This is a genomic window from Phytohabitans flavus (assembly GCF_011764545.1).
GTDB lineage: Bacteria > Actinomycetota > Actinomycetes > Mycobacteriales > Micromonosporaceae > Phytohabitans > Phytohabitans flavus.
This window is the reverse complement of the sequence record NZ_AP022870.1, coordinates 6,908,452-6,929,999: the sequence shown is the minus strand read 5'-3', so window position 1 is coordinate 6,929,999 and position 21,548 is coordinate 6,908,452. Positions and strand designations below refer to the sequence as shown.

General features: G+C 72.0%; 10 protein-coding genes and 8 pseudogenes. 6 read left to right on the top strand and 12 right to left on the bottom strand.

Features of this window, described 5'->3' with window-relative positions; translation table 11 throughout:
- The first annotated feature begins 321 nt into the window (after positions 1-321).
- The 4 genes and pseudogenes from Pflav_RS30320 to Pflav_RS30305 all read left to right on the top strand — a co-directional run bounded on the left by Pflav_RS30320 (position 322) and on the right by Pflav_RS30305 (position 5,265).
- Positions 322-3,805 (top strand): annotated as a pseudogene (locus tag Pflav_RS30320) (sensor histidine kinase).
- Positions 3,802-4,205: pseudogene (locus tag Pflav_RS30315) on the top strand (roadblock/LC7 domain-containing protein). Before Pflav_RS30320 ends, Pflav_RS30315 begins: the two co-directional pseudogenes overlap by 4 nt.
- A gap of 90 nt (positions 4,206-4,295) precedes the next feature.
- On the top strand, positions 4,296-4,673 hold the full coding sequence (locus Pflav_RS30310; protein WP_173042716.1) for a DUF742 domain-containing protein: 378 nt from the start codon (positions 4,296-4,298) through the stop codon (positions 4,671-4,673).
- A 1-nt stretch (position 4,674) separates the two neighbouring features.
- Positions 4,675-5,265 carry a GTP-binding protein gene (locus tag Pflav_RS30305; RefSeq protein WP_173040105.1) on the top strand — a complete coding sequence of 197 codons (591 nt, stop codon included), beginning with the start codon at positions 4,675-4,677 and terminating at the stop codon, positions 5,263-5,265.
- An 846-nt stretch (positions 5,266-6,111) separates the two neighbouring features.
- Here Pflav_RS30305 and Pflav_RS49365 read toward each other — a convergent pair.
- Together Pflav_RS49365 and Pflav_RS30290 are read right to left on the bottom strand one after the other, a co-directional pair.
- Positions 6,112-8,870, bottom strand: a pseudogene (locus tag Pflav_RS49365) (transposase).
- 61 nt (positions 8,871-8,931) lie between these two features.
- Positions 8,932-9,901, bottom strand: a pseudogene (locus tag Pflav_RS30290) (DNA primase).
- A 145-nt stretch (positions 9,902-10,046) separates the two neighbouring features.
- Here Pflav_RS30290 and Pflav_RS30285 point away from each other — a divergent pair.
- Positions 10,047-10,388, top strand: a complete 342-nt coding sequence (locus Pflav_RS30285) for a PadR family transcriptional regulator (RefSeq protein ID WP_173040101.1) — start codon at positions 10,047-10,049, stop codon at positions 10,386-10,388.
- Here Pflav_RS30285 and Pflav_RS30280 read toward each other — a convergent pair.
- The 8 genes and pseudogenes from Pflav_RS30280 to Pflav_RS30245 all read right to left on the bottom strand — a co-directional run.
- A complete protein-coding gene (locus Pflav_RS30280) occupies positions 10,378-11,067 on the bottom strand; it encodes a permease prefix domain 1-containing protein (protein ID WP_173040099.1) in 690 nt (229 codons plus the stop codon). The genes Pflav_RS30285 and Pflav_RS30280 overlap by 11 nt on opposite strands.
- A 49-nt stretch (positions 11,068-11,116) precedes the next feature.
- Positions 11,117-12,805 (bottom strand): annotated as a pseudogene (cydC, locus tag Pflav_RS30275) (thiol reductant ABC exporter subunit CydC); the annotation flags it as partial.
- A complete protein-coding gene (cydD, locus tag Pflav_RS30270) occupies positions 12,742-14,394 on the bottom strand; it encodes a thiol reductant ABC exporter subunit CydD (protein WP_173040095.1) in 1,653 nt (550 codons plus the stop codon). The gene cydD and the pseudogene cydC, both read right to left, overlap by 64 nt.
- Complete coding sequence (locus Pflav_RS30265; protein WP_173040093.1) at positions 14,391-15,383, bottom strand: cytochrome d ubiquinol oxidase subunit II; 993 nt, start codon at positions 15,381-15,383, stop codon at positions 14,391-14,393. The genes cydD and Pflav_RS30265 overlap by 4 nt, the downstream gene beginning before the upstream one ends.
- 12 nt (positions 15,384-15,395) lie before the next feature.
- Complete coding sequence (locus Pflav_RS30260; RefSeq protein WP_173040092.1) at positions 15,396-16,658, bottom strand: cytochrome ubiquinol oxidase subunit I; 1,263 nt, start codon at positions 16,656-16,658, stop codon at positions 15,396-15,398.
- Positions 16,659-16,753: 95 nt separating this feature from the next.
- A pseudogene (locus tag Pflav_RS30255) lies at positions 16,754-17,245 on the bottom strand (TIR domain-containing protein); the annotation flags it as partial.
- A gap of 30 nt (positions 17,246-17,275) precedes the next feature.
- The gene (locus Pflav_RS30250; RefSeq protein WP_173040090.1) at positions 17,276-18,214 is read right to left on the bottom strand and encodes a M56 family metallopeptidase; all 939 of its coding nucleotides are present in this window, start codon (positions 18,212-18,214) and stop codon (positions 17,276-17,278) included.
- A 41-nt stretch (positions 18,215-18,255) separates the two neighbouring features.
- A pseudogene (locus tag Pflav_RS30245) lies at positions 18,256-18,594 on the bottom strand (BlaI/MecI/CopY family transcriptional regulator); the annotation flags it as partial.
- 107 nt (positions 18,595-18,701) lie between these two features.
- Here Pflav_RS30245 and Pflav_RS30240 point away from each other — a divergent pair.
- Complete coding sequence (locus Pflav_RS30240) at positions 18,702-19,232, top strand: Uma2 family endonuclease (protein WP_173040088.1); 531 nt, start codon at positions 18,702-18,704, stop codon at positions 19,230-19,232.
- 79 nt (positions 19,233-19,311) lie between these two features.
- Here Pflav_RS30240 and Pflav_RS30235 read toward each other — a convergent pair whose 3' ends face one another.
- Positions 19,312-20,133 carry an aldehyde dehydrogenase family protein gene (locus Pflav_RS30235; RefSeq protein WP_173040087.1) on the bottom strand — a complete coding sequence of 274 codons (822 nt, stop codon included), beginning with the start codon at positions 20,131-20,133 and terminating at the stop codon, positions 19,312-19,314.
- Positions 20,126-21,548, bottom strand: a pseudogene (locus tag Pflav_RS30230) (aldehyde dehydrogenase family protein). The gene Pflav_RS30235 and the pseudogene Pflav_RS30230 overlap by 8 nt, the downstream one beginning before the upstream one ends.

Genomic DNA, 21,548 nt, shown 5'->3' with positions numbered 1-21,548 from the left:
ATCAGCCTTGTCGTCGCTGGCCGCTCGGGCAATGGTCGTCACTGCCGCGGCGTCGCCATCCTTGGCGAGGTGCTCATCGCGGCCCGGCATCTGCGGGCGGGACAAGTTGGACAGCACGTGCGCTCACATACAGTAACCGGTCGCGAACGCATTGCTATCAATCGCTACTTTCGTCCGAATGCGGGGACGGTTAGGGCGAACCTGGCCTTTCTCTTTGACACGGGTCGTGATGGAATCTCGGGGGTTCGACCCGACCGGGTCGGTCGATGAGCGGCGCCCAGTTTGACGGGCCGGGCGCTTGGAGCTGGAGAGGGCGGTGACGTGAGTAAGCAGCCGAAGACGGCGGACTCTGTCATGTCGCGTCTCCGCCGGCCACTCAGCCGGCTTGGCGATCTGCCGATCTGGTCGAAACTCGGCCTGATCATGATCGTGCCCACGCTGGCGACGATCGGGGTCGGTACCAATGGCCTGATCGAGCACCTCGGCACGGCAAATGACGCTGACCGCGCGCGCACTCTGTCGCAGCTGTCGGAGGCGTCGGGCGCTCTGGTGCACAACCTTCAGAACGAGCGGGCCGCCGCGGCGATGCTGCTCGGCGTGAAGCCGAGCGACCAGGTCGGGAAGCAGAGGTACAACCAGGCGTACGCGAAGGTCCAGCCCACGGTCGACGAGACCAAGCGGCCGTACCAGCAGGAGCGCAACGCGCTCAACGCCGACGACCTCCCGGCCAACTTCCGCGACACGCTCACCGCGATCGACCAGCGCCTCGCCGACCTGCCCGCGATCCGTAGCCAGGTGACCAACGGCCGGCTCCAGCTCAGCCAGACCAGCAACAACTACACGACGCTGCTCACCAGCTTGATCTCGGTGCGCGACTCGGCGGCGCAGCTCGCCGGCGACACGACGCTCGGCGACCAGATGCGCGCCACGTCGGCGCTCGCTCGCTTCAAGGAGTCCATCTCCCAGGAGCGGATCGTCGGCCTCAACATCATCAACACCGGTACGTTCACGCCCAACCTGCGCCGGGAGTACATCGAGACGCAGACCGGGCAGGACCAGGCCGTGCAGGGGTTCAAGGCGGTCGCCGGCCGCACCGACGCCGAGCTGTTCGACCAGACGGTCGCCGGCTCCGACCTGCGCAAGGTCGAGGCCTACGCGGGTTACCTTCAGAGCCGCGACGGTGCGGACATCCGTGACCGGCCGTTCGACGCGGCTAGCTGGGACGGCGCACTGCTGGCCAAGGCCGAGCTGGTCCGCAAGGTCGAGGTGTCCGTCGACTCCGAGGTCGTCGACCGCGCCACCACGCTGCGTGACCAGGAGTATGAGCAGCTGCTCATCGAGGCCGGCGTGCTGCTCGGCGTCCTCCTGCTCGCCATCCTCTTCGCCTGGGCGGTCGCCCGCTCGATGGCAAGGTCGCTGCGCGAGCTGCGGCACGGCGCTCTCTCCGTCGCGCAGTACGGGCTGCCCCAGGCGGTCGCCCGGCTCCGCGACCCGGCCGTCTCCGGCCAGCTCTCGCCGGTACAGGTGGCAAGCCAGATCGCCGAGCCGCTGCCGGTCCGGAGCAAGGACGAGTTCGGGCAGGTGACCGAGGCGTTCAACGCGGTCCACCTGGAAGCCGTCCGCACCGCCGCCGAGCAGGCCGCACTGCGTGCCTCCGTCGCGACGATGTTCGTCAACCTGGCCCGCCGTTCGCAGATCCTGGTCGACCGGCTGATCGGCCACCTCGACCGGCTCGAGCGCGGCGAGGAAGACCCGGACCGCCTGGCCGAGCTCTTCCAGCTCGACCACCTGGCCACCCGGATGCGCCGCAACGACGAAAACCTCCTGGTCCTCGCCGGCGCGGACTCCACCCGCGTGCAGCGCGAGCCGGCGGCGCTCATCGACGTGCTGCGGGCCGCCCAGTCCGAGGTCGAGCACTACACGCGCATCGAGTTCGGCATGATCGACCGCGACATCGAGGTCGCGTCCAGCGCGGTCAACGACCTTGTCCACCTGGTCGCCGAGCTGTTCGACAACGCCACCGCGTTCTCGCCGCCCGACTCGCATGTCATGGTCGAGGCGCGCCGGGTCGGCGACCGCGCCGTGCTGTACGTCGAGGACCGCGGCATCGGCATCACGCCCGACCAGATGCACGACCTCAATGAGCGGCTCGCCACGCCGCCGATGGTCGACGTCGCCGTCTCCCGGATGATGGGCCTGGTCGTGGTCGCGCGGCTGGCCGCCCGGCACGCGGTAAAGGTCGAGCTGCGCGCGGCCACCGAGCGTGGCACCATCGCCGACGTGACGCTGCCGACGTCGGTCCTCGTGCCCCGGGCGCTGTCCGGGCGCAATGAGCCGGGCGCGTCGCCGTTCCAGCCCACGATGGTGCCGCCCGCGATGGCACCGCCCATGATGGCGCCGTCCACGCCGCCCCCAGCTCCGCCCGCGCCGCCGGCGCAGCGCCCGCCGATGGTGGGTGCGACACCGCCGCGGGCACTGGAGAGCGGCCCGACCGCGACACCTCCCGCCTCCGGGCGTCCGTTCGACCCCGCGCCGCTCAATGGCGGCCGCATGGTCGGCCCCTCGGGCTCGCCGCAGCGGTCGATGCCGGCCTGGTCCGACCTTACCGGCGCCACCTCGGCCGCCAATGGCGCCAGCAACGGCTCGGGCGGCACGTTCAGCCCGCGTACGCCGTCGAATGGCCAGTCCAGCGACCCGCTGCCGCAGCGGCGGGGCTCGGACCACTGGACCGTCGACGGCGAGGTGACCGGCAGCGACCCCGCGCCGAATGTCCCGCGGCAGATCCCGTCCAACCCGGAGACGCCGACGCACAGCGGTGGCTTCCCGTCGGTACCCCCGGTGTCCGCCCCGCCCATGCCGCCGGTCTCCGCCCCGCCGGTCTCGCCCCAGGCGCAGGTGCCCCCGCCCGTCTCGGCTCCGCCGGTGACCCCGGCCCGGCCCACCCAGGCCGTGCCGCCGGTCATGCCGCCGTCCACCGCGCCACCGGCCTGGCCGCCGGTCAGCGCGCCGGAGACGGGGCCGTCGACCACGCCACCGGTGCCGGAGATGCTCGCCGCGGCGCTCGACATGACCGCCGAGCTGCCCAAGGTCAACAACCGGAACGAGTCCGGGACCAAGCCGCCCGTGAGCGCCCCGCCGGCGCCCGAGGCCGCTCCCGCTGTGGCTACCGGGCCCACGACCGCCGCGACGGCCGGACCGGCTGCCGCGCCGCGGTTCGCTGACGAGACCATGGAACTGCCGATCTTCCGCGAGTTGGAGTCGGCCTGGTTCCGTACCCGGCGTGGTGCGCCAGAGGAGCCGCGCACGCCCGCGCCGAACGGCGACTACGTCACCGTCGACGCCGCACGACCGGCCAGCCCCGCCCCCAGGGCGCCCCGACGGCCAGCGCGGTCACCGCCACACCGGTGCCTGCCGCGGCCACCCGCCCCTCCGTGCCGCCACCCCCGGTGGCAACGGCAACGGAGCGGTGCGCCGGGAGCCTCTGGGCGGATGGCAGACCGCTGCCGACGACGGCTGGCGTGCGGCCACCGCCGCGGCCGAGCGCCCGGCCGCCGAGACCACCCAGGCCGGGCTCCCCAAGCGGGTGCCGATGGCTCAGCTTGTGCCCGGTGGGGTGGACAAGGGCGCCGCTGCCGTGCAGCGTCGTACACCAGAGGCGGTGCGCGGTCTGCTGTCCGCGTACCACCGGGGGGTGCAGCGTGGTCGTACACACCCCAAGGACGACCAGCCGGTGATTTCGGGGGAGACCTCGCAGACCGGTTTGGGCCCCGCGGCCGGGAGCGGCCAGAAGGAGCATGAGGGATGACAACAACGCAGGATCTCGGCTGGCTACTCGCCAACTTCGCCGATCGAGTGCCGGGCGTCGCGCACGCGGTCGCGGTGTCCGCCGATGGTCTGCTGCTCGCAGCGTCGCGTGATCTCCCGCGCGACCGGGCAGACCAGCTCGCGGCGATCGCGTCCGGGCTCGTGAGCCTCACTCAGGGGCCGCACGGTGCTTCGAGGGCGGCGCGGTGCTCCAGACAGTGGTCGAGATGGACAATGGCTTCCTGTTCCTGATGTCGATCTCGGACGGCTCCTCCTTTGCCGTGCTGGCGGCGCGCAGCTGCGACGTCGGCCAGGTCGGCTACGAGATGGCTCTGCTCGTCGACCGTGTGGGCGACGCGCTGACGCCAGCTCCGCGCACGACCGCGGGCATGTTGGGTTGAGCGCACAAGCGGTCCGACACAGGGGGCCGTATGTGCACGGATTCTTGTTGAGATTTGTTTCGGGTCGACAGGAGGGGGTGAACGGCGATGATGGCGGAACGCGATGAGCCGACCGGCGCGCTGGTCCGACCGTATGCCGTTACCCGCGGCCGGACCCGTCCCAAGCTTGAGATCGCGCTAGAAGCGCTTGTCGAGACCACCGTACGAGGGCGGTCCGCGGGCGCGACGAAGGGCGGTCAAGGCCGGGAGCATCAATACATCGCCGCGCTCTGTGACGGCCGGCTGCAATCGCTTGCGGAAATCGCCGCGCGGATGCAGCTTCCGCTCGGGGTGGCCCGGGTCCTCATCGCCGACATGGCCGCCGACGGCCTGCTCGCGGTGTACGAGCCGACGTCTCTCGATGACACTAATGACGCGGTGGGCACTGAACTGCTGGAGAGGGTGCTGAGTGGACTTCGCAGGCTCTGACATGTCGCAACGCCCGCCGCTGACGGGGCGCGTGACGTCGGCGAAGATCGTCATCGCCGGTGGGTTCGGCGTAGGTAAGACGACGCTGGTCGGCTCGGTTTCGGAGATCACACCGCTGACCACCGAGGCGATCATGACGTCGGCCGGTGTCGGCGTCGACGACACCCGGCAGGTGCCGGGTAAGACGACCACCACCGTGGCCATGGACTTCGGCCGCATCTCGATCGACCGTGACCTGATCCTGTACCTGTTCGGCACGCCCGGCCAGACCCGGTTCTGGTTCATGTGGGACGAGCTGGTGCGGGGAGCCATCGGTGCGGTCGTGCTCGTGGACACCCGTCGACTCGCCGACTGCTTCGCGGCGATCGACTTCTTCGAGCACCGCCGGCTGCCGTACCTGGTGGCCATCAACTGCTTCGACGGCATGCAGTACCACGACCCGCAGGATGTGCGCGACGCGCTCGCCATCTCCAGCGAGATCCCCGTGGTCAGCTGCGATGCCCGCAACCGCGAGTCCACAAAGCACGTCCTCATCTCCCTTGTGGAGTACGTGCTGAGCATGCGCCGCTCTCGGGCCGTCGCACCCGCCTGACGGGCTCGCGAACACCTCGCCGCCGGCGGGCAGATGCCCGTCGGCGGCTGCGTGCTGCCGCTTGTCCACAGTGGCACTTCGAGACAAAGGTCGCGCGGTCGGGCGCCGCTGCCCGCAGGAAGGTTTGCCTTCATCGGCGCACGTATAGAGATCTTTTCGGGGTCGGGGCCTTTAGGTCCGTCCACAATGGCGGCTTCGGGCTCATTGCCTGATGAAGATTTGAGCTACCGCGACGTCCGCTGTGGTCCGGACCGCTGCTCCCGCGGCCTCACCCTCCGCTGCCCACGAGCCAAACCCCGGCCGGCACGGCCGGCGGGCCCGCGAAGGCGGCCTCCATCGCCTTCGCTCTCCGCGCATCCTCGGTGCCGCCGGCCTCGACCAGGAGTCTGTGAGGCCGCGGCCACCTGGCGCGCGCGACGCACAGAGCTTGCACATCTTTGATCGCTGCGTGCTCCGATCCCATCGCGCCGACGAGGGGCGACGGTGGTAGGTGGCGGGGCCTTGATCGGCGGAGTTGATCAGGGAGTTGGTGGAGGGACACGCGGGACGACTCGCCCACGAAGTCCCTGATCAACTGTCGTGGGCCGTGGCGAGTGTGGGCGGCGAAGGCAGCGGCTTGGGCCATTGTGGACAGATTCGATGAGCCTCGACGGCAGAGAGTCTCTCTGGACCTCGCGCGGTTGGGGCAGCCCTCTTCGCGGAGAGGCCAGGTAGCGGCCCTCATTTCCACACAGGACGTCTAACCCGCGTGAGTCAGCCAACCCCCGCGACGGCGGTGTTGGAGGCCCACAGCGGCGAAAGGGGCGCTAGGCCCGCAGGCCCGGCGCCCCCTTTCACGGTCCTGGGTCAGGAGCGGTAGCCCGCCGAGCGGTACTCGTCTTCGCGGCCCGATTCACGGCTGAAGTCCCAGCCGCCCGCAGCCTCACGGCCCGGCCGGCCGCCGACCGCGTAACCGCCGATCTCCTGCCCGCGGCGCCAGCCGCGGAAGTAGCCGGTCGTGTGGGCGGCGATGCTCTGCGCGTCCCGGACGATCCGCAGCGGGCGCTCCTCGCGGGGCGGCAGGGCGGAGCCGGGCACCAGGTTGGCCTGGGGGACACGGCGCGGCAGGCCTGAGGTCGTCTCGGCGCCCACCTGCGGCGTGGCGGCCTGCGAGGCGGCCTGCCAGCCGGTGTCGGCGGACGAGGCCCAGTCGGGCTTGTTTTCGTCTTCCGGGTGTCCGACGAACCAGGCCGAGCGGGTCTGAGCGAAGATCAGCAGGTCGCCGTCGCCCTCTTCGGCCACTGGCACGGCACTGCGCTCCACCGCGCGGCGGGACCGGGCCGTACGCGCGCCACGGTCGCTCGCCTCAGCGTCGACGAGGCGCAGGGACGGGGCATCCAGCGCGGTCGTACCGCTCAGGGGGCGGTCGTCGAGCGCGCGGTCGGACAGCGGCGGCGGCTCGACCAGGCGCAGCATCGGCGGCTCCTGCGGCAGGTCGTCCGCCTGCCACGGTGGCGTCACGCGACCGTCGCTGGCGGCCGGCTGAGCGGGCCGGTCCAACTCGCCGAAGCCGGAGTAGGGCCGATCGCCGTTTGCCCGCTGGTACGTCACGCCGCGCGCCGCCGGCTCGGCCTCAAGGCGCGGTCGGGGCTCCGGCTCAAGGCGCGGCCGGGGTGCCGGCTCTGGCTCGAGGCGCGGTCGCGCCGTCGGCTGAGCGTCCAAACGAGACGGTAGCGGCGCGGCGTCGGCGCGGGTGCGGTCGTTTTCGGCCGGGTTGACCAAGGGCCAAGCGGCGCGGGAGCCGGGCTCGGGCACGTGTCGTGGCAAGGGCACGTTCAGATCCGTAGCACCAAAACCACTCGGAGTAGCTGCACCACCCTGGGCCGCCGGCGGAACGTCCGGCCGGGTGTTGGGGCGCGGCGGTATCGGCGTGGGGCGCTGCCGCTCGGCGCGTGCGCTATTCATCGCGGCTGTCGTGAGCGTGGCGCGGAACGGCTCGCCGCTGTCGGCCGGCGCGAGACCACGCTGGGCCGGCACCACGGCGGCGGGCGCGATAGGCGTGATGCCGGGCGGCGGGGGCGGTGGCGCGGAGACCGGCCGGTTGCTCATCGGGTCGGGGACGCGCGGTGGCTCCATCCGGGGCGGCTCAGGTGTGCGCGGCAGCTCGGGCCGGGACAGCGGCAGGGCGATCTGCGTCGTGTCGGGACCGCCACCGCCATACACCGTCGAGGTCCCGGGCCGGGCGGGCGGAGCCGACGAGCGGATCGGCAGCGGCGTCGGTGCGCTGATCGCGGCCGGAGCCACCGGCGGGACAGCCGCTGGGCGGCTCGCCGGGGCGGCGCGACGGGCGGCCGCACGACCGGCGAGGCCGAGGCGGCTGGCGCCATCGGCGGGGCCGACGACGGCGCGGTCGCCGGGCGCGCGGCCGGCTCGGCGTGGCGGCGGCCGGTGTCCGTGCCCCGTGCGGCGGCCGGGCGGTTGACCGGCGGAGGTGCCACCGGCGGACGGGTCACGGGTGCGGGTGCGACCGGCGGCGTCGTCATCGCGTGCGGCACTGCCGGAGCGGCGCTGGCGGCCGCGGGCTCGGGGCGGGCCCGGCGTCCGACCCGGGTCGGCGCGGGCTCCTCGGCCGGCGGGCGGACCGCGTGCAGACCGGGGGTGGTGGGTGCGGACTGTGCCGTGCTGACTTCTGCGGCCTGGCGCAGCGTGCTGCGCCGGCCGGCGGTCGTGGGCGGAGCAGTCAGGCGGGCGCTGAGCGTCGAGATGAGAGCGTCGCAGCCCAGGTCGCAGGCGCGCACCGCGGCGACCGCCTGCCGCACGGTCTCGGAGATGGCCGGGACCAGCGCCTTGCTCGTGCTGCCGCGTCGGGGGGACTCGGCGATCGCCACACGGAGCGCGGTGATCTTGTCGGCGACCGTATCGGCGTCGGCGATGCCCTCGTCCGCGAGCTGCTTGATGACCGCGTCGGTGGCGGAGGTGGACTCCCGCCCCCGACCGCTGGCGGTGCCATTGAGCAGGCTGGGCTCGGGCAACGCGTCGAGCACCGCGAGCGACAGCGGCTCAGCCGGGTCCGGGTATGCCCGCAAAGCCGCCGGGTAGAGCTCGCGGAGCACCTCGCGCAGCGCGACAGCGGCGGAGAGCCGGCCGTTGCAGAGCGCGGCGTGCGCGGCGAGCACCGGCTTGTACGTCAACAGGTCGCGCGGCACGGGGAGGGCGACCGCGGAGAGGGCACCGGCCTGGAGGGCGCGGGCCAGCCCGACCGCACGCCGCTCGGCGGCCGGAGACTCCATCTCCTCCAACGATTCGTCATCGGCAAAGCGCTCTGCGTAATCGTCGGCCGCGTCGTCGTCGGCGATGGCGAGCGGGCGCCCGGCTGCGGTGAGGAGCGACGTGACCAGGTGATCATCGCTGTCCGCGGCGATCGCGACCCCGGTCGGCCCGCTGGAGCGCTCCACGAGCAGCGCGCCCAGCTGGGCATAGCCCGCCGGATCGTCGCTGACCTCGCAGACGTCGAGCAGCCGCCCCGCGTCGTCGACCACGGCGACCGTCAAACGCGACTCGGCCGAGGCCGCTTGCGCTGTCGGATCCGCCGACGCCAGACCGCAGTACACGCGCACGAGCGCCACGGCGTCGTCCTCCTCCCCGGACTTGAGCGTGTGCCAACGACTGATGGTCCCTGGTGAGGGGTCAGTCGCGCCAGTCCACAGCCGCAGAGATCTTGCCGATTATCGTGCGCCAGCCCAGACTTGCCTGTTGTGCCCCGATTTTCTTCAATCGGCGGCGACCCCTAAATGCACCAAGACCGCCACCTGCCGCGGAACGAAGTGCCTCGTCAAGGTCATCGAGAGGTGACCCGGGGACAGGGCGGTGAGTACCGGAGTGAGGCGCAGCGCATACGCCAGGTCGCGGGCTGCCTCACCGGCCTCGATCAGCAGGTTGAAGTCCCATGTGTCGTGTCCACCGCGCAGGTTTTCCACGACCAGATCCAGCTCGTACGAGTCGTCGTCCGAGGGGCCACGTCGGTCGGCTGCATCCGCTCGACCACCTCGGCCCAGCCGTCCACCTGAGCGAGGTCGTTGGGCGCACCGGAGCGCACGAACGACACAAGCGACTCGGGGCTCTTGAAGAGCAGCAGCCGGCCGCGGTGGCTGAGGAAGACCGGCACCTCCTCGGCCGCCTCCTCCTCTTCCTCGTCCTCGAAGTCTTCGGCCGACGGCTCGTCCGAGTCCTCGTCGCGGGCGTGCTTGCCGCGGCGCTTGATCTCCTCGGTCTCGTCGTCCTCGTCGTCTTCCTCGCTCGGGAAGTCGTCATCGAGGATCACGACGGTCTCGTCGTCCTCCTCCGGGATGCCGTGCCGGGCCTTTGCCGCGAAGGGGTCTTCCTCGTCGCGGTCGGCGATGTCGGTCGGCGTGAGCGCGGTGGAGAGCCGGTACGCCCGCAGGGTGTAGCCCACGCCGGACGGCAGCGCGATCTCGACCGGGTCGATCTTTGTGTCGGACCACAGGGACGACGCGCCGCGCGTCGAGGCGGACGGCGAGGTCTCCTCGTCGTCCTCTACTTCTTCCTCGTCGGCGTCGACCTCGTCGAGATCCTCGTCGATCTCGAGGTCGGGCTCGGGCTTGTCGGCGTCCGGCCGGTTGGGCGACTGGCGGGCCACGCTGACCTCCGTGTGGGCTCAGATCCGGCACCGACCCGAGGGCTGTCGGGTCGGCGACTCTGCGGACACAGTAGTAGCCCATCCTGCGCGATGAACGCCCGCACCCCGTTGGAGAAGCATGCGGACATCGGTAGCCTTACTACCTATGAAGTCGCAGGCCCTGCACGGACACCTGGATGCCCTGCTGCTTTCCGTGCTGGAGGGCGGTGCGCTGCACGGCTACGCGATCATCGAAGCGCTCAAGTCGCGCAGCGGCGGCACGCTCAACCTGCCGACCGGCACCATCTATCCCGCGCTGCGCCGCCTTGAGCGCGCCGGGCACGTGGAGAGCGAGTGGAGCACGGTCAATGGGCGCGAGCGCCGTACGTACCGGCTCACCGGCTCGGGCCACCGCGCACTCGCCGGGGAGCGGGCCAGCTGGCAGGAGCTGAGCTCCACAGTGAGCCGATTTTTGGGGACCGAGGGCCCGCCGCCGGCTACGACGTGACCGGGCGGCGCTTCGGTGCCGCCCCAAGGCAGGCGACCGCCGAGCGCGTCAGCCACGTGTACGCCACCACGACAAGCAGCCCGCCCGCCACCATCGGCGGCCAGGTGAGCGCCGCGTCCCACAGCCAGAGCGACCAGACGTAGATGACGGTGCCGGCCAGCCAGGTCAGGCCCACGATCGAGAGCGTGACGAGCGCGATCACGCGCACCGTGACCCGCCCGCCCGGGTGGCCGCGCCGGGCAGCCCAGGCCAGCCACGCGTACACCGCCAGCGCCAGGCCGATCCATACGTAGCCGAAGTAGTCCTGCGCCTGCGAGATGAAGAGGTATCCGACGGGCGGGTACGGCTCGGTCGTCGAGGTCGACCACGGCGAGCCCCGCCACATGAAGTCGGCCAGCGCGGCGATCAGCACGTACACCAGCATCATCTTGATCGCCAGCCTGCGCGCCGCGCCGAGGCCCAACTCCGCCTGGTAGGCCGGGGCCAGCGCACGGACCTCGCCGAACTCCGCCACCGCGAGCCGCTCGGCCTCCGCGCGGGGCAGCCCGTCCTCCTGGTACGCCTCCGCCGCGTCCGCCAGCCCATCCCGCGCCTCGCGCAGCATGTCGACCTTGAGCCGACCCGGGCCGGTCAGGGCGCGGTCGAGCGTCCGGACATACTCGTCGATCGGCGCGTGCATGGCCCGAGCGTGCCATGGGAGCCACCCGTGCTACATCCGGGAGGCGCCCTTAAGGGCTCGCGGCGACGTACCCGCGCTCGGCCGTCTCCTGGGCCAGCCACTGGTCGCGGTACCAGCCCGGTGCCTCCACAAGCTCGGCGTGCGTGCCCCGCGTCACCACCCGGCCGGCGTCCAGCACGATCACCTCGTCCAGGCCCTCCAGCCCGCGCAGCCGGTGCGTGACGAGCACCACCCCGCCCCGGGCCGCCCCAAGCACTCCGGCCAGCACCTGGTCGGCCGCCGCCGGGTCGAGGCCCTCGGTGGGCTCGTCGAGCAGGAGTACGTCGGGGTCGAGCAGTACCGCGCGGGCCAGCGCCAGCCGCTGCCGCTGCCCGCCGGACAGCTGCGCGCCGTCCTCGCCGACCACTGTGTCCCAGCCGTCCGGCTGCTCCCGTACCCAATCCAGGAGCCCAGCCGCCGCGCAGGCCGCGGCCAGGTCGTCGTCGGTGGCGTCCGGGCGGCCGAGGTGGAGGTTTTCGCGCACCGTCGCGTGGAAGACGTACGCCTCGGCGAGCAGCCCGCCCACCTTCCGAGGCGACCCACCCCACTCGGCGAGCGCGGCCAGCAGCGTGCTCTTGCCCGCGCCGCTCGGGCCGACGACGCCGAGCCGTCGGCCGGGCGGCAGGTCCACGCACACGCTGTCGAGCGCGGGCGGACCTTCAGGGCGGTACCGCACGGTGATATCCGCGAGGTCAAGGGAGCTTGGCGGCGGAGAGGAGGCCTCCGGCGTCAGCAGCGTGGCGACCCGAGCGAGCGGGGCCCGCAGCTCCGTCCACTGCCGAGCCGCGACGACCAGCGCCAGGCACGCCTCGACCGCGGCGAGGGTGCCGACCGCCAGTACCCCGACGAGCACCCCGTCGACGCCGGCCCGCAGCGCGATCGCGGCCACCGCGCCCGCCGTCGCGCCGGAGACCAGCACCCCGGCAGCGTCCACCGCCCATCCCGACGTGGCGAGGCGCCGCTCCAGCCGGGCCAGCTCGTCCGCCCGGCGCTGGGCCCCGGCGAGGGCGGTGCCGGTCGCGCCGTACGCGGCGAGGTCGGCCGCACCATGCGTCAGGTCGATCGCGTCGTTGGCGAGCGCGCCGCGCAGCGGGGCGACCCGCTCGGCGGTGCGCCGGGTCAGCGCGGTGGCCGCCGCGGGCAGGCCGATGCCGGCGACCAGCAGCCCCACCGCGAACACCGTCGCCGCGGCCGGGGAGATGAGGGACGCGCCACCCACGGCGACTACCGCCACCATGGCCGCCGCCGCGCCAGGCACAAGTACCCGCAGCAGCAGATCCTGTACGGCGTCCACATCGGACACCATGCGGCTGAGCGCGTCGCCCGATCGAGCCGCCTCCCGCCGGGTGGCGAGCGTGCCGAAGACCCGCGCCCGCACGTCCGTGACGATCCGCAGCACCGCGTCGTGCCCGGTGAGCCGCTCGGTGTACCGGAGCACACCCCGCCCGATCGCCAGCGCCCGCACCGACACGATCGCGACCGTCAGTGCGCTGATCGGCGGCTGGCCCGCAGCCGTCATCAGCAGCCAGGTCGCGGTGGCCATCAGCGCTACGCCGGCGATCTCGGTACCGGCGGCGAGCAGACCCGCGCCGATCAGCCGGCCGAGGTAGGGGCGGGCGAGCCGCAGGACGGGAGTCATGCCGCCGCCTCCGCGAGGGAGACCACGTGCCCGTCCGTCACCCGGATCACCCGGTCGGCCTCGGCCAGCAGCGCCGGGCGGTGGGCCACCATCAGCGCGGTACGGCCGGCAACCAGCCGCCGGGTCGCGTCGAGCACCGCCGCCTCCGAGCCGCCGTCGAGGCGCGCGGTGGGCTCGTCGAGCAGCAGGATGGGCGCGTCGCGGACGAACGCCCGGGCCAGCGCCACCCGCTGCCGCTGCCCGCTGGAGAGCCCATGGCCGCGCTCGCCGAGCACGGTGTCAAGCCCGTCCGGCAGGGCCTCGACGACCTCGTCCAGCGCGGCCGACCTGACCGCTATCCGTACCGCCTCGTCCGTGGCGCCGGGCGCGCCGAGCCGGATGTTGTCGGCGAGCGAGGCGGCGAAGAGGTGCGCCCGCTGCGGCACCCAGGCGAGCCGCCCCCGCCACGCGTCCAGGTCCAGCGTGGCCAGGTCGACGCCGTCGACAAGCACCCGCCCGCTCGTCGGCCGTACGAAGCCGAGCAGCAGCCCGAGCAGCGTGCTCTTGCCCGCCCCGCTCGGGCCGATGATCGCCACCCGCTCGCCGGCCCGGATGGTCAGCGAGACGTCGCGGAGGGCGACAGTGCGGTCGTACTCGACCGTGACCGACTCCAGCCGGATCTCCCGTACCACGCCCGGCACATCATCCGCCCGCGCGGAAGTCTCCACAGTGGAGAGTGACAGCGCGGCGTCCAGCGCGGTCACCCCCTCCATGCTCGCGTGGAAGCGGGCACCGGCCGCGCGCAGCGGCAGGTACGCCTCCGGGGCGAGCAGCAGCACCAGCAGGGCCGTCTCCAGACCGATGCCACCGTCCAGCAGTCGCAGGCCGATCGGCACCGCGACAAGCGCGACCGAGAGCGTGGCGACCAGCTCCAGCACCATCCCGGAGAGGAACGCGATCCGGAGCGTCCGCATCGTCGCCGTACGGTGCTCGTCGGCCATCCGATGGACCACGTCGACCTGCGCCCGCTCCCGCCCGAACGCGCGCAGCGTGGGCAGCCCGGCCACCATGTCGAGGAAGTGGCCGCCGAGCATCGCCAGCCGGCGCCACTGGCGCTTTGTCGCCGCCTCCGTCTGCCACCCCAGCAGCGCCCCGAAGATCGGAATGAGCGGGAGCGTCACCGCCACGATCAGCGCCGAACTCCAGTCCGCGAAGACCATCCGTCCCAGCACCGCGACCGGCACGGTCACGCCGAGCACGAGCTGCGGCAGGTAGCCCGTGAAATACGCGTCCAGCGCGTCCAGCCCGCGCCCGGCGAGCGTGGCGATCTCGCCGGCCCGCTGTCCGGCCACCCACTCCGGCCCGCGCCGCCCGACCGCGCCGAGCAGCTCGCCGCGGAGTGCCGCCTTGACCGTGGCCGCCGCCCGGGCCGCCACGACACCCTGCCCCCACACCACGCCCGCTCGGGCGGCCACCGCGGCCACGAACCCGGCCAGCGCCGCCCGGTCCAACTGCCCTCCGACCGCGCCGGCGAGCAGCGCCGCCAGCGTTGTGGCCTGCGCGATCACGACCACCGCGGCGGCCACGCCGAGGAGTCCGAGCGCGGCGAACTGCCGCCGGGTCGCGGGGACCCGGCGTAGCAGGCGCGGATCGAAGGGCCGGCGACTCACCAGTACACCGGAGCTCGGCCGTCGATCCGTCCGCGGAAGACCCACCAGGACATCATCTGGAAGCTTAATAAGACCGGAATGAGCGGTACCGCCAGCCAGCTCAGCAGCCGCAGCGTGGGACCGCTCGCGGCCGCGTCGGCCACGGTGAGGCTCGCCGCCGGATCGACGGTGGAGACCAGCGCGTAGGGCCACGTGGCCACCCCGACCAGTGCTACCGGCACGACGAGCGCCACCGACGTCGCGGCGAAACCCACGCCGGGCCTTCCCCGGGCGAGCGCGCCGCCGGCGACCACCAACGCCGCCACCAGCAGGCACAACAGGGGTACGGCCGCGGCTGGGCGCTGCACCGCGTCGCGTACCCGAGCGGAGAGAACGCCCACGACGGTGGTCGCGGCGACCGCGGCGAGCGCCCACGGCACCAGCCGGCGACCGATCCGAGCGTGCCCCGCCTCGGGCAGCCGCAGCGTGAGGAACGCCGCCCCGTGTACCGCCGCGAGCGTGAGCAGTGTCACGGCGGAGGCGGCCGCGAACGGCGTGACGACGTGGCTGACACCCTCGACGTGGCCGTCCTCGTGCAGCGGTACGCCCTGGAGCAGCCCGCCGAGGACCGCGCCCCAACCCAGCGCGGCGAGCGCGCTGCCCGCGATGACGACGCGGTCCCAGGCGGCCCGAGCGTGGTCCGTCCGGCTGCGCAGCTGCACCGCGGCGGTGACGGTGAGCACACCGGCCAGCGCCAGCGCCACCGCCGGGTAGAGGCCGGACAGCAGCTCACCCTCCAGCATCGGGAACGCCCCGAAGAGGATGCCGACCGCCGCCACGAGCCACACCTCGTTGCCGAGGAAGAACGGGCCGACGGCGGTGAGCACCGCCCGCCGATCCGCGTTGTTTCGGGACCGGGCGAGCAGCAGTCCGGACCCGTAGTCGTATCCGCCCAGCACGAGGTAGGCGGCGAAGAAGAGGCCGAGCAGGCCGTACCAGATGGTCACCACGGTGTGCCTCCGTCAGGCCAGGACCGGCTCGGGCCGGTCGGCGGGTTCGGGGAGCGGCTCGTCCGGCCGGCGGCCGAGCGCGGGGTCGGCGGTGCCTCGGTGCGCGACGCGGGCGAGCAGCATCCAGTCGGCGACGGCGAGCCCGAGCAGCAGGACGGTGAAGCCGATGTAGGAGGTGAGCATGACCGCGCCGCTCGTCTTGGTGACCGCGTCTTCGGTGCGCAGCAGGCCGTACACGACCCAGGGCTGGCGGCCGATCTCCCGCACCAGCCAGCCGAAGATCGCCGCGATGAACGGCAGCGGCGTCGCGATCAGGAGCAGGTAGAGCGGCAGCTTCAGCCGGATGATCCAGTCGCGGAAGAAGAAAGGGATGAAGAGCCAGACCCACATCAGCGTGAACCCGATGAGGATCATGAAGCCCAGTGGTGCGCCCACCCAGCCCGGCGGCAGGTAGTCAGCTGGGCTGCCGCCGAAGCGGGCGGCGAAGTCGGCGGCGGCCGCGGCCTTGTCCCCTTCGTTGCCGAACTTAGTGGGCTGGATGTCGCCGAGGTAGCCGAACTGGGCGAAGCCGAAGCCAACCACGAGCATGACGCCGAGGCTCGCCGTGACGACGCCGATCCGCAGCGACTTGCGGAACGCCTCATAGTCGGGGGTACGGCGGATGAGCTGCCACGAGCTGATCCCGGCCACGAGGAAGCCGCCGGTGGTCAGCGCGGCCGACACCACGTGGCCGAACGCCATGCCGAACGCCTGGTTGCTGAGCAGTGCCCCGAAGTCGGTGAGGTGCGCGATGCCCTCCCGCTGCTCGTACCCCACGGGGTGCTGAAGCCACGAGTTGGCAACCAGGATCCAGAAAGCCGACGCGTACGCGGTGAGCGCGACACCGTAGAGCAGCGCAAGGTGTACGCCCCGCCGCAGCCGGTGCCACCCGAAGATCCACATGCCCAGCAGCGTGGACTCCAGGAAGAACGCCACCAGCGTCTCGATCGCCAGCGGGGCGCCGAAGACGTTGCCGACGTACCGCGAGAGGCCGCTCCAGTTCAGCCCGAACTGGAACTCCATCACGATCCCGGTGGTGATGCCGAGCGCGTAGTTGACCAGGTAGAAGGTGCCCCAGAAGCGGGTCAGTCGTTCGTACACCGGCTTTCGGGTGAGGAACCACGCGGTCTGGAGGTACACCAGCAGCGTGACGAGGCCGAGCGTGACGAGCACGAAAAGGAAGTGGATCGAGGTGGTGGTCGCGAACTGAAGGCGCGCGAGGAGAAGCGGGTCCATAGGCCCTCCCGGGTCGGCTCTTCAGTCAGCCTACATGTAGAACGTCTACCTAATACTACGACGTCATGTAGTAGAAAACTCTACTGGACCGGGTTTCAGCGCCGGATGCCGTCCAGGCAGACCTGCCGCACGGCGGCGGGGTCGTCGCGGGCCTCCGGTCCGAGGGAGCGCTGCACCAGATCGTGCGGGAGCATTAGCGAGATGCCGCGCTGGCTGAGGATGGTGGCGGCGTCGCGGTTGCGCTGGACGTTGGCGTGTGGGGCGCACCAGTACACGCTGGGGCGCGCGGTCGGCCGTCGCACCGGCCCGAGCTCGCGGGCCCGTCGTTTGATCTTTCCGGCGGTGGTGGCGAGGTCGCCGGCGTGGATGCTGCCGGGGTCGCGCTGCCGGTAGCTGAGGCCGGTGACGCCGATGACGTCGGTCGGGCGCTTGGGGGCACGGGCGGCGTCGTAGAGGAAGAACGTGCGCGACGGCCCGATCCGGCCCATGAAGAGGCCCAGCTCGAAGATCACGTTGTCCCGAGGCGCCGGGTGCTCCACACCGCGCTCGATCAGTCGGTCGTGGTCGCCCAGCACCAGTACGGCGAAGTCACACTGTGTGCGATCTCAGATGGTGGCTCAGCCGACGAAGAGCGCGACGGTCGTGACGACCAGGGTCGCGGTGACGCCGAGCGCGATCGCACCGCGGACCCGAGCCGGGCGCCCGGTGGTGAGCAGCCGGCGCACGCGGGCGTCGAGGTGGCTGTCGGCGATGCTGAGCGTGATCGGCAGCGGGCGGGTGGACCGGGACTCCGCGATGCCGAGCGCGCCCGCAGGCGTCACCCGGGACGGGGCTGAGGCGAAGCGCAGGAGAGCAGCGGCAAGCGCACCGTCCATGTGCTGGCGCCGCGCCCGGTCGTCCGCGCGCATCTCGACGAGCAGTGCCACGGTGTCGCGCGCCGCCCGCACCCACGCGGCCCACGGCAGCGCCCGGCACAGCGCCGTGAACGGCAGCAGCACCAGGTCGTGCCGCTCGTCGGCGTGTGCCCGCTCGTGGCTGAGCACCGCCGCGAGCTCGGCCCGGTCGAGCAGGCTGAGCGTGCCGGCGCTGACCACGACGGTCGGCCGCACGCCGGGCAGGCAATACGCCGCGGCGCTCGGGTGGTCGAGCACCAGCGCACCGGGCGCCGCCGGATCGTCGCGGGCGACGAGCGTGAGCAGGTCGCGGTGGCGGCGCTGGGCGCTCAGCGCGCGCAGTCCGCAGATGACGGTCGTGCCGGTCAGCACCCCGGCGACGCCGAAGCCGGCCATGACCAGCGCCGCGTGGGCCAGGCCGAAGCCCGGCGCCAGCTCACCCGAGGCGAGCCGCATCAGCGCGTTGCCGACACCGTCGTCGTACGGCGCGAGGCCCGCCGCCAGCGGCAGGCCGATCGCCGCCAACCCCAGCGCGAGCCCCACCGCCTGCCAGCAGACGATCGCCACCCGCGGCGAGTTGTACGTCCAGGTGGACCGGGTGAGCACCTGGGCGATGAGGTAGCACGCCAGCACGGCGACGGCGAAATGCACGGCGTACACCATGGCCGTCAGTCTTTCCCGTCTCTACCGTCCGCGGCTTCCTCGGCCAGCGCCGCGCGCAGCACCTCGGCCTCGGTGCCGCTCACCGAGCGGGCGAAGCGAACCAGCGCCGCGTCGCGGCTGCTGGAGAGGTCGAGGGCGTCGAGCATGAGCTGAGCGATATACGCCTCGCGGCTGGCCGCCGGCCGGTAGCTCCACGCCCGCCCGGCCCGCTCCCGCTCCACCATCTCCTTGCCAGCCAGCCGGTCCAGCACCGTCATGACAGTGGTGTATGCCAGCTCACGGTTTTGCAAGGCCTCGGCGACCTCCCGCACGGTCAACGGCGTGCCGCGATCCCACAGCACGTCCATCACCGCGCGTTCCAACTCACCCAGCCGCATCACGCCACCGATCCTACCGACTCACCCGCGGGATCCGCCCCCTCGCGAACGACCGCTTGGGTTCACTCACCCACTCCCGAGAAGGCAGGATGCCCGGCGGAGGTGTCGACATGCTCATCCTGCCAGTCGACCTGCGAGATCCCCTGACGGAAGACGATGTCGAAGCGTTGAGCTCGCTCGAGCGGGACGGGCTGCGCTTCGAGATCGACAACGGGCGACTAATCTTGACCGCGCCGCGAAGCCTGTGGCACTCCAACATCTGTGTGCGGATCGCGAATCTCCGTCCCCATGCCTACGGCCGTCAGGGCCTGCGGATAACCCGGACAACGGTCCGGTGTCCGGATGTGCTGGCGTTCTATTCGCGGCCAAACCCAGACGCCTCGTGCCACGATCCGGCCGACGTCGCGCTTGTCGCCGAAGTCGTCTCGCCGGACACGGCGGTCGAAGACCGCCTGGTGAAGGCGCGTCTCTACGCGGGCGCGGGCATTCCGGAATACTGGATCGTGGACCGGCATCCAGCCGACCCGCGCGATGCCGTCGTCGAGTGTTTCAAGATCGGTGCCGCCGGTGTCTACGAGGGCGCCGGCCAGGCCGTCCTCAGCGAGCTAGAGGCGAAGGGCTACAGGCCGGTGGGTTTGTAGCCGCGGAGGGTGAGGCCGCGGGAGCAGCGGTCTGGACCACGACGGACGCCGCGGTAGCCCAAATCTCTTTGAATCGCTTCTAAATGCCCTTGGGGTGCCAGACGGTCTTGGTTTCGAGGAACGCGGTCATCCGGCCGATGCCCGGGTCGGCGGACCAGTCCACCGGCGCAGCCGGCGGGCGTACCACGCGCTTGAGGTTTTCCGCCGCGGCCTCCTCGAGCGCCTTCGCCAGCTCCGCCTCGCGGACGCCGGCCAGGTCGAGCGCGTTGACGTCCATGTGGGCGGCCAGCCACGGGCCGGTCTCCGCCACCTTGCCGGTGAGGATGTTGACCACGCCGCCGGGCAGGTCGGAGGTGGCCAGCACCTCGGCGAGCGTGACTGCGGCGAGCGGGTGCTCCTCGGCGGCGAGGACCACCACCGTGTTGCCCGTGACGATCGCCGGTGCCACCACGCTGACCAGGCCGAGCAGCGCGGACTCCGGTGGGGCGACCACGCCGACCACGCCGGTCGGCTCGGGCGAGGAGAGGTTGAAGTACGGGCCGGCGACCGGGTTGGCGTTGCCGTAGACCTGGGCGATCTTGTCGGACCAGCCGGCGTACCAGACCCAGCGGTCGATCGCGGCGTCCACCTCGGCCTCGGGCTCACCCAGCGCCACGAACTGGTCGCGCCGGCCCTCCAGCATCTCGGCCGCCCGGTAGAGGATCTGGCCCCGGTTGTACGCGGTGGCGCCCGACCAGCCCTTCACGGCCGCGCGGGCGGCGACGACCGCGTCCCGCACGTCCTTGCGAGAGGCCAGTGCGACGTTGGCGTCCTGCACGAGATACGACCGCCCTGACTCGCTCCGCGGAAACTTGCCCCCGATGAAGAGCTTGTACGTCTTCCTGACGGCGAGCCTAGACATCGAGGTAGGCCTCCAACCCGTGCCGGCCGCCCTCGCGACCGTAGCCGGACTCCTTGAAACCGCCGAACGGCGACGTCGGGTCGAACTTGTTGAACGTGTTGGCCCACACCACGCCGGCGCGCAGCCGGTCGGCCATCCACAGGATGCGCGAGCCCTTGTCCGTCCAGACGCCGGCGGAGAGCCCGTACGGCGTGTTGTTGGCCTTGTCGACCGCCTCGGCCGGCGTACGGAACGTGAGCACCGACAGCACCGGCCCGAAGATCTCCTCGCGGGCGATCCGGTGCGCCTGCGTCACGCCCGTGAAGATCGTCGGGGCGAACCAGAAACCGCGCTCCGGCAGCTCGCACGGGGTGACCACCGCTCGGCGCCCTCCTCCGAGCCGATCTCCGAGAGCGTACGGATGCGCTCCAGCTGAGCGGCCGAGTTGATCGCGCCGATGTCGGTGTTCTTGTCCAGCGGGTCACCGACGCGCAGCAGCGCCATCCGCCGCTTCAGGGCGGCGAGCACCTCGTCGTACACCGACTCCTGGACCAGCAGCCGCGAGCCGGCGCAGCAGACGTGCCCCTGGTTGAAGAAGATGCCGTTGACGATGCCCTCGACGGCCTGGTCGATCGGGGCGTCCTCGAAGACGATGTTGGCCGCCTTGCCACCGAGCTCCAGCGTGACCTTCTTGCGGGTACCGGCCACCGCGCGCGCGATCGCCCGCCCCACCTCGGTCGAGCCGGTGAACGCCACCTTGTCCACGCCCGGGTGCGACACAAGCGCGTGCCCGGTCTCGCCGGCGCCGGTCACGATGTTGACCACGCCGGGCGGCAGGTCGGCCTCCTGGCAGATCTCGGCGAAGACGAGCGCGGTCAGCGGTGTGGTCTCGGCCGGCTTGAGCACCACCGTATTGCCGGCGGCCAGCGCGGGCGCGATCTTCCAAGCCAGCATGAGCAGCGGGAAGTTCCACGGGATTACCTGGCCGGCGACGCCGATCGGGCGGGGGTCCGGACCGAACCCGGCATACCCGAGCTTGTCGGCCCACCCGGCGTAGTAGAAGAAGTGCGCGGCGACAAGCGGTACGTCGACGTCGCGCGACTCGCGGATCGGCTTGCCGTTGTCGAGCGACTCCAGCACGGCCAGCTCGCGGGCGCGCTCCTGGATGATGCGGGCGATCCGGAAGAGGTACTTGGCTCGGTCGCGGCCCGGCATCTTCGACCAGACCTGCTCGTACGCCGTGCGGGCCGCTCGTACCGCACTGTCCACTTCGGACTCGGTGGCCCAGGCGACCTCGGCGAGGACCTCTTCGTTGGCCGGGTTGACGGTCTTGTTGCGTACTTCGCCGTCGACCCACTCCCCGTTGACGAACAAGCCATACGACGGCTTGATGTCCACAATGGAGCGTGATTCGGGCGCGGGGCGTATTCGAACAT